Below are 13,041 nucleotides of genomic sequence, written 5' to 3'. Positions count from 1 at the left end.
CAAGTTAAGTATCCGATTAAGTACCCAGTATGTTTTCGGAATGTTTATGTGATGAACGCATATATTAGCGGATGACAGCCAAAATATCGCTTTCGCGCAAAATTAAGTATTCTTTGCCGTCGTATTTCACTTCTGTGCCCGCATATTTCGAGAAGATGATGCGGTCGCCAACTTCGACTTCCGGCGCGATGCGTTGGCCGTTATCGAGCACGCGGCCTGCACCGACAGCGACAACGCGGCCTTCTTGCGGTTTTTCTTTCGCCGTATCCGGCAGAACGATACCGCTAGCCGTTTTTTCTTCTGTTTCCACGACTTCAATGACAATACGATCGCCTAATGGCTTCAACACGGGGAACAACCTCCTTAACGATAGTTTTCACCGTTCTTATTAGCACTCATCACTATCGAGTGCTAACACACTTATAATATTAATGAACTTCTTTCAGTTTTGCAAGTAGGAAATGCAAAAAAATAACTGTTTTTCTCTCCTAAAGAAGAAAGAGCAAAAGGAGCCGGTTGTTTTGCCTCTACTCCCCATCCGCGCGGAGCTCGTTTTCATTATTTCACATTCCTCGGACTGATAAACGGCTCCGGTTCATTTTTTTACGGCGGTGAGGTGGGATGCGAGGATGCAGTTTTCTTACTATTTTCGCCATACATGTGCTACAATACGGATATAATTTGAAATAAAAGGGGTAGAGGGTTTGAAACGCAACCACTGGTACGTCATCATCACGTATATCGTCATGCAGCTGTCCGCCTTTGTCGGCGTGCCGCTTCTTCGCGCCCTCGGCGTCGGCCAAGGAACGGAAAGCCGCCTCGAAGCCGCCAAACTGGCTTCCGGGTATTGGGCGATCATTAGTTTCCTGCTCGCTTTTGTCATTATCCTATGGCTGCTCCGCGGTGACCGCAACGAACGAATGATGCGGCGGCTGCCGCTTGGTTCCTCGTGGATGTGGGCGGTCTTGGGCGTCTTTTTGGCGCTCACGGCGCAAAGCATCGCCGCCAACATCGAATGGCGGTTGCTCGGCATCAAACCAGGGTCGGAAAATACAAGGCAAATCATCGATATCATCCGCCTGACGCCGCTGTTGATCGTCGTCACCTCCGTCATCGGCCCGATTTTGGAAGAGATCATCTTCCGCAAAATCATTTTCGGCTCGCTTTATGAAAAATACAACTTTTGGCTTGCTGCGCTTGTCAGTTCGCTCTTGTTTGCCCTTGTCCATATGGAGCCGGAACATTTGCTTCTGTACACATCCATGGGGATGGTATTCGCGTTTTTATACGCGAAAACCGGACGCATTTTCGTGCCGATTTTCGCCCATGTCGCCATGAATACGTTCGTCGTCGCCATGCAGACGCTGTTGGCCGACGAGATTGAGAAAATGATGCGCCAGTCCGAGCTGCCGCTCGCCGTTTGGAGGGTTTGGCTATGATGCGAAACCCTCAGCTGTTTTCGCTTCCGTATTTCGTCTTAGGCTCAATGTTTACGTATTTGGCCATCGAAAGTGCTCATGAAACGGTTTGGAACGTCTCCACCATCGCTTTAGCGGCGCTCGCTGCCTTTGATTTCGGCACCGCCCTTCGCCTTCTTTTCGCCTCAAAACGCTGACCCCCTTCCCGTGATTCGCACGGGAAGGGACCAGAACATCAATCTCATGACGGCGATCATATCGTGAAAATGGAAACAAAAAAACAAGAGGCCGGCCTCAAAGCCCTGTTTTGCGGCTTTTGAGACAGCCCCTTCGTTTGGCCCGGCCTTGCTCGCTTTCCTCTCCATGTTTTTCGTCCCGCCTCACTCATTGCCTTCCTCCTCGGCTGCTCGCTGCGCTTTCCGATAGCCGATGCGCGCCACCCAAATGCTTCCTTCATACAAAATGGTGAGCGGAATCATGACGATCACTTGCGACAGCACATCCGGCGGCGTAATGACTGCCGCTAAAATAAGCAGCGCCAAATACGCATACTTGCGGATGCGAACAAGAAGCTGCGGCGTAATAAGCCCTAAGCGGGTGAAAAACAACACGACGATCGGCAGCTGAAACACGATGCCAAACGGCAGCACGAGCTGAAGCAAAAACTGAAAATATTCATTAATGCCGATCATTTGTTGAACCCCTAGTTGGTCAGCCAGCTGGCTCATAAATCGAACGACAAACGGAAACAAGACGAAATAAGCGAAGCTGACGCCTGCTAAAAAAAGAACGATCGACGCCGGGATATAGCTTAACGTCACTTTCCGCTCTTTTTCATACAGACCGGGGCTGACAAACGCCCAAATTTGATACAACAGCACCGGAGCCGACAGTACAGCCGCGATGACAAAGGCAAACTGAAAATACACTTTAATCGGATCGGTGAGGCGGAAGGCGTTCATGGTCAAATGCTTCGCCTCGGCCGTTCGCTGCAAATACAAAATGACATCATCGACAAAAAAGAAACTAACGACAAGCGCCGCAGCAAAAAAGATGAGCACGATGATGAGCCGTTTTCGCAGTTCACCCAGATGCTCATACACTGACATTTCTTTGTCATTCATTGTTTCCCCATCCTGCCTTGTCATCGGTCGGTTTTCGTTTCTTCGTCATCAGCGAGCCCTTTTGTGGCGTCTTTAAACTCGCGAAGCGACTGGCCGAACGACCGCCCTAATTCCGGTAGCTTTTTCGTGCCAAACAGCAACAAAATCACAGCAACGAGCAACAAATATTTCATGTGTTGTTCTCTCCTTTTTACGGGTTCATCACCAAAAGATGTACTTGACTTTTAAAGGCAAACATGATAGCAATGTTGCCCTAAGAAGGATGTGGAATAAAAAGGGAGAAGTGCAATTTTGGTTTCCACTATCATCATCTTCTTTCTTTGTCAAGCACACTTTGTGGTGAAGATCCTTTTTACGATGGCGATGGATAGTTTTTCAAAAAATAGACGAGCGACTGCAGCTCAATGGCTAAATCGATATGATGGACGCGAATATGGTTCGGCACGTTCAACCGCGCCGGAGTAAAGTTTAAAATGCCTTTAATTCCTTGCGCGACAAGGCGGTCGGTCAGCGCTTGAGCCGCGGCGGCCGGCACGGTTAAAATGGCGACCGGGATGTTTTCGTGAAGCCGCTCCTCCAACTCATCGAGATGATAGACCGGCACCCCGCCGACTGTCGTCCCTACTTTCCGCTCATCGACATCAAACGCCATCACGATTTTCGTATTGTTGTTTTTCGAAAAATTATAGTTTAAAAAGGCGGTGCCTAAATTGCCGACGCCAAACAAGGCGACTTCGGTCACCTCATCCTCTTCAAGCGTCCGGCGGAAAAACGACAACAAATAATTGACATTATACCCGTATCCCTTTTTGCCAAGCGCGCCAAAATAGGAGAAATCACGGCGGATCGTCGCCGGATCGACTTTCACCGCCTCGCTCAACTCGGCAGAGGAGACGCGTTGCTTGCCGGAAGCGTGCAAGTTTTTCAAAAACCGATAGTAAAGCGGCAGCCGTTTGGCGGTTGCCTGCGGAATTTTCGGTTGTTCGTTGCTCATGATCTCATCCCCTAGCTAATCGGTTTTCCGTCGGTAATGGCCAGACTTCCCGCCCGTTTTTTCGACCAAATACGTCGGACCGATGACCATTCCTTTATCAAGCGCCTTGCACATATCGTACACTGTCAACGCACAGACCGAAGCGGCCGTCAGCGCTTCCATTTCCACTCCTGTGCTCCCTTTCGTTTTCACCGTTGCCGTGATGACGAGCTTATGCGCTTCTCCATCGTTTTCCCAAGCAAAAGCAATGTCCACACCCTTTAACATAAGCGGGTGACACATTGGAATAAGGTCAGCTGTCTTCTTCGCCGCCATCACCCCCGCCACTTGAGCGACGGCGAGCACATCCCCTTTCTCGATCGCATTGCTCGTCATTTTTTCGTAAATTTCCCGGCTGACAGTCACGCTCGTTTGCGCCACAGCCACTCGCACAGTATCTTCTTTGTGCGTAATATCAACCATTTTCGCGCGCCCTTGTTCATTGAAATGAGTGAACGATGACAATACAATCTCCTCCATTTATACACTATACACGATTTTTCATCATTCGTCTTTGACCGTTTTCGCGACTTACGTTAAACTATTCGCGAGGTGACGGACATGATCATTTTGCAAGTGCACGGGCTCACGAAATATTTCGGCGCTGACCTTATTTTATCGAATATAAAACTAGAAATACAGTCCCGCGACCGAATTGCCCTTGTCGGCCGCAACGGAGCGGGAAAATCGACATTGTTGAAAATCATCGCCGGTGAACTCTCTTTCGACAGCGGCAAAATCATCAAACCAAACCATATCAAAATCGGCTATTTGGCGCAAAACAGCGGGCTCGACTCGCCGCGTTCCATTTGGGACGAAATGCTTGAGGTATTCACCCCGCTTCTAGGACTCGAAAAACAGCTCGCCGAACTCAGCATGCAACTCGGCGACCCAGACGTACTCGCCGATCCAGCTCGCTATGAAAAAACGCTGAAAACGTATGACGAGCTGCAAGAACAATACAAAGAACAAGGCGGCTACCAATACGAAGCCGACATCCGCTCCGTTTTGCACGGGCTGCAGTTTTCCTCATATGATTATAAAACAACGCCGGTCTCGTCGTTAAGCGGCGGACAGCGGACGCGGCTTGCCCTTGGGAAATTGCTGTTGTCCAAGCCGGATTTATTGATTTTGGACGAGCCGACGAACCATTTGGATCTTGAGACGCTCGCCTGGCTGGAGCAGTACTTGCAAGCCTATCCCGGTGCCGTCCTGGTTGTTTCCCACGACCGCTACTTTTTAGACAAAATCGTCACCGACGTATACGAACTGTCGAATGCCACGCTCAAACACTATGCCGGCAACTACAGCCGCTATTTGGAGTTGCGGGCCGAGCAATACGAACAAGAGTTAAGACGGTACGAGAAACAGCAAGAAGAAATCGCCCGACTCCAAGACTTCATCCAGCGCAACATCGCCCGTGCCTCGACGGCCAAACGGGCGCAAAGCCGGCGAAAGCAACTGGAAAAAATAGAACGGCTCGAACGGCCTGTCGGCGATGAAAAATCAGCCTCCTTTTCGTTCTCGATCGATCGACCGAGCGGCTATGAAGTGCTCACCGCTGAAGACATAGCCGTTGGCTATGGCGACGGTGCACCCATCATCCGCCAAATCAGCTTCCGCATCACGCGCGGCGAAAGCGTCGCCCTAGTCGGACCGAACGGCATCGGCAAGTCGACATTGCTGAAGGCGATCGCCCGAAAACTCCCTATCCAAACAGGAGAGCTCCGCTACGGCGCAAACGTCCAAATCGGCTATTACGATCAAGACCAAGCTGATTTGTCATCGAACAAACGGGTGCTTGACGAGCTGTGGGACGCCTACCCCGAAAAGACGGAAAAAGAAATTCGCACCGTGCTCGGCAACTTCCTGTTTTCCGGCGATGACGTTTTAAAACCGGTCTCCGCTTTAAGCGGCGGGGAGAAAGCACGCCTTTCGCTCGCCAAGCTGATGCTGCAAAAAGCAAATGTCCTTCTTTTGGACGAACCGACAAACCATCTAGACCTCGACAGCAAAGAAGTGCTCGAGCAAGCGCTCATCGACTACCCGGGAACGATTTTGTTCGTTTCCCACGACCGCTATTTCATCAACCGAATCGCAACAAAGGTGTTTGAACTTTCCAGCGGAGGCCTAACGGAATACTTAGGCGACTATGATTACTACATCGCCAAAAAAGAAGAAATGCGCGAACTGGCGCTCCTGAACGTCCGCCCGACAGAAACGGCAAGTGATTCTGCCAAAACGACATACGAGCAAGAAAAAGAGGAAAAAAAACGACGGCGCCAGCGCCAACGCCGCTTGGATGAAATCGAAGCCGAGATTGCAGCGCTTGAAGCACAAATCGCTGAGATCGAGCAGCAACTTTGTGATCCATCCGTTTACGGCGACTATGAGACGATGCAACGATTGACGCAAGAAAACGACGAGCGGAAGCAGCGAGTCGAAATGTTATTGGCCGAATGGGAACAGCTTTATACTTCACTATAACCGACAACCCGCCGAAACTAGAGGCGGGTTGTTCTTTAGTTAGTCACATTATCCACAAAAAAATCCACAATTTCCACCATGGAATATAAGTTATTCACCAACTTTTCCACATTATCCACAAAAAAACATCTTCTTTTTGCACAAAAATCGCTGTGTATTGTTTTCTTATGTTGATAGTGTTTTACCGCTTTTTCCACATTGTCCACAGATTTGTGGATAAAAATATACACAAACTTTTTTCACATGAAAACAAAAAGGACGATCCGTTTGCCTGCCGCAAACGGATCGCCCTTCGGTGTCTTTCGCGTTTCAGCCAGCTGCCTAGACAAGCGGCAAGCTTGGATTGGCGTTGAGCGCCAAATCAGCCCGCTTTCCTTGTTGATATAACACTGTTCCCGCAACGGCAATCATCGCAGCATTATCGGTGCATAGCGATAACGGCGGGATGACAAGCTCCACATCGGGGAGCTCTTTCATTTTATCCTGCAGTGCAGCCCGCAGCCCGCGGTTGGCCGCCACCCCCCCGGCGAGCAGCACTTGCCGTACGCGGTATTCTTTGGCGGCCTGCACCGTTTTCGTCACCAGCACATCGACGACGCTGGCCTGAAAGCTCGCGGCCATCTGTCTCGGATCGATCTCCTCGCCGCGCTGCTTCGCGTTGTGGAGCGCATTGAGAACCGCCGATTTTAAGCCGCTGAAGCTGAAATCATACGAACCTTCCTCAAGCCACGCTCGCGGCAAATCAATCACTGGCTCTCCCTCATGAGCTAGCCGGTCGATGTGCGGTCCTCCTGGGTACGGAAGGCCTAAAGCCCGCGCCACCTTGTCATACGCCTCACCGGCAGCGTCATCGCGCGTTTCACCGATCACCGCAAAATTCCCATGCTCCTTCATGAACACTAGTTCCGTATGACCACCGGAAACGACGAGCGCCAACAGCGGGAACTTCATTTCGGCCACTAATTGATTAGCGTAAATATGACCGGCGATATGATGCACCCCAATAAGCGGCAATCCATGGGCGAACGCTAACGCTTTCGCCGCGTTGACCCCAACAAGAAGCGCTCCGACAAGCCCCGGTCCGGCCGTCACCGCCACCGCATCAAGGCCCGCAAACGATACGCCGGCCTGCTGCATCGCTTCCTCAATAACGAGCGTAATTTGCTCCACATGATGGCGGGAAGCAATTTCCGGCACGACGCCGCCAAACCGCCGATGGCTTTCCATTTGCGACGCCACTACATTCGATAAAACCTCTCTTCCGTTTTTCACGACTGCTGCCGCCGTTTCATCGCAGCTCGTTTCAATGCCTAATACATATACGTCCTCATTCATCTCAGCTTCACCCACATGACTAACGCGTCTTCAAAGTTATCCGGATAATACCGTTTGCGAATGCCTCCGTTGCGAAACCCAAGCTTTCGGTACAGCGACTGGGCAACATGATTGGACACGCGCACCTCAAGCGTCATCGTCGCCGCCCCGTGCTGCCTGGCCATGTCCATCAAGCGTCGCATGAGCGCTTCACCAAGCTTTTGCCCACGAAACTGCGGCAACACGGCTACATTCGTCACATGCGCCTCATCGATAACAAGCCACATCCCACCATACCCGATGATCCGCCCGTTGTACACCATGACGATATATTTGGCGTAGCGGTTGTACATGAGCTCGTTGTAAAACGATTCACGGCTCCAAGGCGAAGTAAACGATGCCCGCTCGACTTGCACGACTTCATCAATGTCATGAATGGTCATTGGCCGAAATTGAACATTGATCCCCATCGTTCTGTTCCCCTTTTTGTTTCGCGAGCCATTTCGCCTCCGCCTCGGCAAGGCGGAGGTAGTTCGGCACAAACACATGGGCGTTCTCGCGCTCTTTTTGTTTGCCTAGCATCACCAACTCGCTCGGACGCGGCAACGCCAAAGACGGCGGGGCCACGTGAACCCGTTCGCCTAAATGACTTCGAAACAAATCACGATATAGCGGTGCATCCGCACCAATGAACAATACATCCTCTTCCCGCTCGCTCAACCGACGCGCCCACTCATCCGCCGCCACAATCCGGTCCTCCTCAAGACAGCGGAGCGCACCGCCTTCGTAGCGATAAAGCCCGGTGTAAATTTGTCCGCGCCGTGCGTCAAACAGCGGAACGATCACCCCAGGAAAATAACGGCCATTGGCGGCGAGCACCTCAAGGCTCGACACTCCGGCGATCGGAATACCGAGCGACCAGGCAAGCGTTTTCGCAATCGTCACGCCGATCCGCACCCCGGTATACGACCCCGGCCCTTTCGCTACAACGATTAAATCGAGATCTTTTGGAGCAACGTCACATCGTCGAAGCAACAACTCAATGGCTGGCATCGCCCGGGATGAATGGTCTTTTTTCACATTAGTGATGAATTCCCCTTTCACGACATCACCATCTACCAACGCAATGCCAAGCGGCATATTCGATGTATCAATTCCCAATACTTTCATGATGGAAAAATCTCCTTGCACAACTGTTCATAACGCTCCCCCGACGGCTCAAAGCGAAGCAACCGCTCATCGCCACCTCGATGAAACAAGAAAACGGTCAGCCGTTCCTCAGGCAACTGGCCGGCGATCAAATGCGCCCATTCAACAACCGTAACACCATCGCCAGCAAAATATTCGTCAAATCCAAGATCTTCCCATTCATCTTCAAGTCGGTATACATCCATATGATAAAGCGGAAGCCGACCATCATATTGCTTAATAATCGTAAACGTCGGGCTATTGACCGTTTGTGTAATGCCCAGCCCTTCAGCAAGACCTTTCGTAAACGTCGTCTTTCCCGCCCCGAGATCACCTTCTAATGCGATGACCATTCCCGGCTCAAGATGTTCCGCCAGCCGGCGGGCCACCGACTTCGTTTCTTCCGGAGAATGCACCAAAATTTCAATTTTTTTCATTTTGTTCTACCTTATCCCCTTTTATCATCTTCACTCTTGCTTTTGAAATTGTATCATATCCGAACATCTTGCCGCCACTTCCAAAAACGAAAAATAGGCATAGGAGAAAAGGAAAAACAAAAAGGACGATCCCGCGCAGCCTTTTGGCTCGCTGACAGATCGCCCTGTTGCGCAATCGCCCCTAAAAAGAAAAAGGGAATGAGGCGTGTCGAAACTCCCTGGTGAATGAAGCTGCCTAGCAGCGACCTACTCTTGCAGGGGCGCTGGCCCCAACTACCATCGGCGCTGGAGGGCTTAACTTCCGTGTTCGGGATGGGAACGGGTGTTTCCCCTCCGCCATAGCCACTAGGCAAGCGGTTTGATTTTGACATCATTTATTATACTTGAAAAATAAACAATGTCAAGAAGGAAATTCATTCCTTCAAAACTAGATAACCGTCGGAAGAAGCCGCTCGCCTGCGCTTTTCGCTGTCTAGTTCCGGCCGCCATCGGCTCGCGACGCTTCGGTCCTGCTGCGGCGGGCTAAGCCCGCTCGCAGGCCCTCCAGCGCACCTCGCCGATAAGCGGGCGGCCTCCACTTTTCTTGCTGTCCAGTTCCAGCGCCTAGCTCTCTTCTGCCAAATAACCTTCCCCCTCGGGGTGCAAGCACCCCAGCGGGTGAAGAACATTTGGCTTCGAGAGCTAATCGCGGCGCTTTCACTTTTCTCACTAGGTCAAGCCCTCGATCGATTAGTATCCGTCAGCTCCACGTGTCGCCACGCTTCCACCTCGGACCTATCGACCTCGTCATCTTCGAGGGATCTTACCCGCCTAACGCGGTGGGAAATCTCATCTTGAGGGGGGCTTCACGCTTAGATGCTTTCAGCGCTTATCCCGTCCGCACATAGCTACCCAGCGGTGCCCCTGGCGGGACAACTGGTACACCAGCGGTGCGTCCATCCCGGTCCTCTCGTACTAAGGACAGCTCCTCTCAAATTTCCTACGCCCGCGACGGATAGGGACCGAACTGTCTCACGACGTTCTGAACCCAGCTCGCGTACCGCTTTAATGGGCGAACAGCCCAACCCTTGGGACCGACTACAGCCCCAGGATGCGATGAGCCGACATCGAGGTGCCAAACCTCCCCGTCGATGTGGACTCTTGGGGGAGATCAGCCTGTTATCCCCGGGGTAGCTTTTATCCGTTGAGCGATGGCCCTTCCATGCGGAACCACCGGATCACTAAGCCCGACTTTCGTCCCTGCTCGACCTGTCCGTCTCGCAGTCAAGCTCCCTTGTGCCTTTGCACTCTCCGAATGATTTCCAACCATTCTGAGGGAACCTTTGGGCGCCTCCGTTACCTTTTGGGAGGCGACCGCCCCAGTCAAACTGCCCACCTGACACTGTCTCCCACCCCGCTAAGGGGTGCGGGTTAGAATTTCAATACCGCCAGGGTGGTATCCCACCGCCGCCTCCACCGAAGCTGGCGCTCCGGCTTCCCAGGCTCCCACCTATCCTGTACAAGCGATACCAAAATTCCATATCAGGCTGCAGTAAAGCTCCACGGGGTCTTTCCGTCCTGTCGCGGGTAACCTGCATCTTCACAGGTAGTATAATTTCACCGGGTCTCTCGTTGAGACAGCGCCCAAGTCGTTACACCTTTCGTGCGGGTCGGAACTTACCCGACAAGGAATTTCGCTACCTTAGGACCGTTATAGTTACGGCCGCCGTTTACTGGGGCTTCGGTTCGCACCTTCGCTTCCGCTAAGCGCTCCCCTTAACCTTCCAGCACCGGGCAGGTGTCAGCCCCTATACGTCGCCTTTCGGCTTCGCAGAGACCTGTGTTTTTGATAAACAGTCGCTTGGGCCTTTTCACTGCGGCTCTTCAGGGCTCTTCACCCCAAAGAGCACCCCTTCTCCCGAAGTTACGGGGTCATTTTGCCGAGTTCCTTAACGAGAGTTCTCCCGCGCGCCTTAGGATTCTCTCCTCGCCTACCTGTGTCGGTTTGCGGTACGGGCACCTCTTCCCTCGCTAGAGGCTTTTCTTGGCAGTGTGAAATCGGGGACTTCCGGATCCATCCGTCGCCGTCACCGCTTGGCCTTATGATCCGCGGATTTGCCTGCGGATCAGCCTTGCGGCTTGGACAGGCTCTTCCAGCCGCCTGCTCGCCCTATCCTCCTGCGTCCCCCCATCGCTCAAACGGGAAGAAGGTGGTACAGGAATCTCCACCTGTTGTCCATCACCTACGCCTTTCGGCCTCGGCTTAGGTCCCGACTAACCCTGAGCGGACGAACCTTCCTCAGGAACCCTTAGGCTTTCGGCGCAGAGGATTCTCACCTCTGTTTTCGCTACTCATACCGGCATTCTCACTTCTAAGCGCTCCACCAGTCCTTCCGGTCTGGCTTCTCTGCCCTTAGAACGCTCCCCTACCGATGACCAACGGTCATCCCGCAGCTTCGGCGGCACGTTTAGCCCCGGTACATTTTCGGCGCAGAGTCACTCGACCAGTGAGCTATTACGCACTCTTTAAATGGTGGCTGCTTCTAAGCCAACATCCTGGTTGTCTCGGCAACTCCACATCCTTTTCCACTGAACGTGCACTTCGGGGCCTTAGCTGGCGGTCTGGGCTGTTCCCCTCTCGACCACGGATCTTATCACTCGCGGTCTGACTCCCGGGCATAAGTCATTGGCATTCGGAGTTTGACTGGGTTCGGTAACCCGTTTTGGGCCCCTAGCCCAATCAGTGCTCTACCTCCAAGACTCCTAAACCCGAGGCTAGCCCTAAAGCTATTTCGGGGAGAACCAGCTATCTCCAAGTTCGATTGGCATTTCACCCCTACCCACACCTCATCCCCGCACTTTTCAACGTGCGTGGGTTCGGGCCTCCAGCCGGTGTTACCCGGCCTTCACCCTGGACATGGGTAGATCACCTGGTTTCGGGTCGACGACGACGTACTTGACGCCCTGTTCAGACTCGCTTTCGCTGCGGCTCCGCCTCTTCGGCTTAACCTCGCACGCCATCGTCACTCGCCGGTTCATTCTACAAAAGGCACGCCATCACCCATCAACGGGCTCTGACTACTTGTAGGCACACGGTTTCAGGTTCTCTTTCACTCCCCTCCCGGGGTGCTTTTCACCTTTCCCTCACGGTACTGGTGCACTATCGGTCACTAGGGAGTATTTAGCCTTGGGAGATGGTCCTCCCTGCTTCCGACGGGATTCCTCGTGTCCCGCCGTACTCAGGATCCGCTCGGGAGGGAACGAAGTTTCGACTACAGGGCTCTCACCTTCTCTGGCCGGCCGTTCCAGACCGGTTCGTCTACCCCGTCCCTTTCTCACTCCCATCGTGAGCGGTCCTACAACCCCAAGAGGACACGCCTCTTGGTTTGGGCTGTTCCCGTTTCGCTCGCCGCTACTCAGGGAATCGCGGTTGCTTTCTTCTCCTCCGGGTACTAAGATGTTTCAGTTCCCCGGGTGTGCCTTCCATACCCTATGGATTCAGGCATGGATACTGCCCCATTACGGACAGTGGGTTCCCCCATTCGGACATCTCCGGATCAACGCTTGCTTACAGCTCCCCGAAGCGTTTCGGCGTTTGCCCCGTCCTTCATCGGCTCCTAGTGCCAAGGCATCCACCGTGCGCCCTTTCCAGCTTAACCTATTGCGCTCTCGGCTTCTTCCTTTGCTTTTCCGGTTATCTAGTTTTCAAGGAACGAAGTTGCTGCCTTGAACCTGCTTCTTCGCTGGTTTGCGTCGAGGAATTCGGCTTCTCCGAATCCGCTTGTAGACGCAGACGCAAACGAGACTACTTCATTGAATTCACTTCTCTGCAGTCTTGCATCGAGGAATCCAGCTTCTCTGAATTCACTTGTAGACGCAGAAGCAAACGAAGCTGCTTCCCTGAACCTGCTAGCAGACGCAGGCACAGGCGCTTTTGAAGGAACTTTTCATTCCTTCAAAACTGAACGAAGCGACTGCCTTGAGTCTGCTTCCTTGCAGCTTTGCGCCGAGGAATCCATCTTCCTTGAATCTGCTAGAAGACGCAGGCGCAAAACAAGTGA

General features: G+C 52.6%; 12 protein-coding genes and 2 rRNA genes. 3 read left to right on the top strand and 11 right to left on the bottom strand.

The features are described 5' to 3' along the window. Window positions 1-64: 64 nt before the first annotated feature. A complete protein-coding gene (groES, locus tag GC56T3_RS01415) occupies window positions 65-349 on the bottom strand; it encodes a co-chaperone GroES (protein WP_013144057.1) in 285 nt (94 codons plus the stop codon). 355 nt (window positions 350-704) lie between these two features. Here groES and GC56T3_RS01410 point away from each other — a divergent pair, with 355 nt between their 5' ends. Both GC56T3_RS01410 and GC56T3_RS01405 read left to right on the top strand, forming a co-directional pair. Then, window positions 705-1,439, top strand: coding sequence for a CPBP family intramembrane glutamic endopeptidase (locus GC56T3_RS01410; RefSeq protein ID WP_013144056.1), 735 nt, complete (start codon window positions 705-707; stop codon window positions 1,437-1,439). After that, window positions 1,436-1,615 carry a YdiK family protein gene (locus GC56T3_RS01405; RefSeq protein ID WP_013144055.1) on the top strand — a complete coding sequence of 60 codons (180 nt, stop codon included), beginning with the start codon at window positions 1,436-1,438 and terminating at the stop codon, window positions 1,613-1,615. The genes GC56T3_RS01410 and GC56T3_RS01405 overlap by 4 nt, the downstream gene beginning before the upstream one ends. 183 nt (window positions 1,616-1,798) lie before the next feature. Here the strand turns inward: GC56T3_RS01405 and tatC are convergent, their stop codons facing one another. The 4 genes from tatC to moaC form a co-directional block, all read right to left on the bottom strand. Continuing rightward, window positions 1,799-2,542: a twin-arginine translocase subunit TatC gene (gene tatC, locus GC56T3_RS01395; protein ID WP_013144053.1), complete on the bottom strand. Its 744-nt coding sequence runs from the start codon at window positions 2,540-2,542 to the stop codon at window positions 1,799-1,801. A 20-nt stretch (window positions 2,543-2,562) separates the two neighbouring features. Then, window positions 2,563-2,715 carry a twin-arginine translocase TatA/TatE family subunit gene (gene tatA, locus GC56T3_RS01390; protein WP_013144052.1) on the bottom strand — a complete coding sequence of 51 codons (153 nt, stop codon included), beginning with the start codon at window positions 2,713-2,715 and terminating at the stop codon, window positions 2,563-2,565. A gap of 179 nt (window positions 2,716-2,894) precedes the next feature. Beyond that, window positions 2,895-3,536, bottom strand: a complete 642-nt coding sequence (locus tag GC56T3_RS01385) for a redox-sensing transcriptional repressor Rex (protein ID WP_013144051.1) — start codon at window positions 3,534-3,536, stop codon at window positions 2,895-2,897. Between the two features lie 15 nt (window positions 3,537-3,551). Then, on the bottom strand, window positions 3,552-4,040 hold the full coding sequence (gene moaC, locus GC56T3_RS01380) for a cyclic pyranopterin monophosphate synthase MoaC (RefSeq protein WP_011229750.1): 489 nt from the start codon (window positions 4,038-4,040) through the stop codon (window positions 3,552-3,554). A 96-nt stretch (window positions 4,041-4,136) separates the two neighbouring features. Here moaC and GC56T3_RS01375 point away from each other — a divergent pair, with 96 nt between their 5' ends. After that, window positions 4,137-6,062, top strand: a complete 1,926-nt coding sequence (locus GC56T3_RS01375) for an ABC-F family ATP-binding cassette domain-containing protein (protein WP_013144050.1) — start codon at window positions 4,137-4,139, stop codon at window positions 6,060-6,062. A 321-nt stretch (window positions 6,063-6,383) separates the two neighbouring features. Here the strand turns inward: GC56T3_RS01375 and tsaD are convergent, their stop codons facing one another. The 6 genes from tsaD to GC56T3_RS01345 form a co-directional block, all read right to left on the bottom strand. After that, window positions 6,384-7,397 carry a tRNA (adenosine(37)-N6)-threonylcarbamoyltransferase complex transferase subunit TsaD gene (gene tsaD, locus GC56T3_RS01370; protein ID WP_013144049.1) on the bottom strand — a complete coding sequence of 338 codons (1,014 nt, stop codon included), beginning with the start codon at window positions 7,395-7,397 and terminating at the stop codon, window positions 6,384-6,386. After that, window positions 7,394-7,846: a ribosomal protein S18-alanine N-acetyltransferase gene (rimI, locus tag GC56T3_RS01365; protein WP_011229747.1), complete on the bottom strand. Its 453-nt coding sequence runs from the start codon at window positions 7,844-7,846 to the stop codon at window positions 7,394-7,396. Before rimI ends, tsaD begins: the two co-directional genes overlap by 4 nt. Beyond that, window positions 7,806-8,546 (bottom strand): tRNA (adenosine(37)-N6)-threonylcarbamoyltransferase complex dimerization subunit type 1 TsaB, encoded by a 741-nt coding sequence (gene tsaB / locus GC56T3_RS01360; RefSeq protein ID WP_011229746.1) that lies wholly within the window; start codon window positions 8,544-8,546, stop codon window positions 7,806-7,808. The genes rimI and tsaB overlap by 41 nt, the downstream gene beginning before the upstream one ends. Then, on the bottom strand, window positions 8,543-9,001 hold the full coding sequence (gene tsaE / locus GC56T3_RS01355; protein ID WP_013144048.1) for a tRNA (adenosine(37)-N6)-threonylcarbamoyltransferase complex ATPase subunit type 1 TsaE: 459 nt from the start codon (window positions 8,999-9,001) through the stop codon (window positions 8,543-8,545). The genes tsaB and tsaE overlap by 4 nt, the downstream gene beginning before the upstream one ends. A gap of 233 nt (window positions 9,002-9,234) precedes the next feature. Further along, window positions 9,235-9,351, bottom strand: a 5S ribosomal RNA gene (gene rrf / locus GC56T3_RS01350). 359 nt (window positions 9,352-9,710) lie between these two features. Continuing rightward, window positions 9,711-12,639: ribosomal RNA gene (locus GC56T3_RS01345) — 23S ribosomal RNA — on the bottom strand. Window positions 12,640-13,041 lie beyond the last annotated feature (402 nt).

The sequence above is a fragment of the Geobacillus sp. C56-T3 genome (genome assembly GCF_000092445.1).
GTDB lineage: Bacteria > Bacillota > Bacilli > Bacillales > Anoxybacillaceae > Geobacillus > Geobacillus thermoleovorans.
Note: the sequence above shows the minus strand (reverse complement) of the source record. Positions and strands in the feature narration are given on the sequence as shown.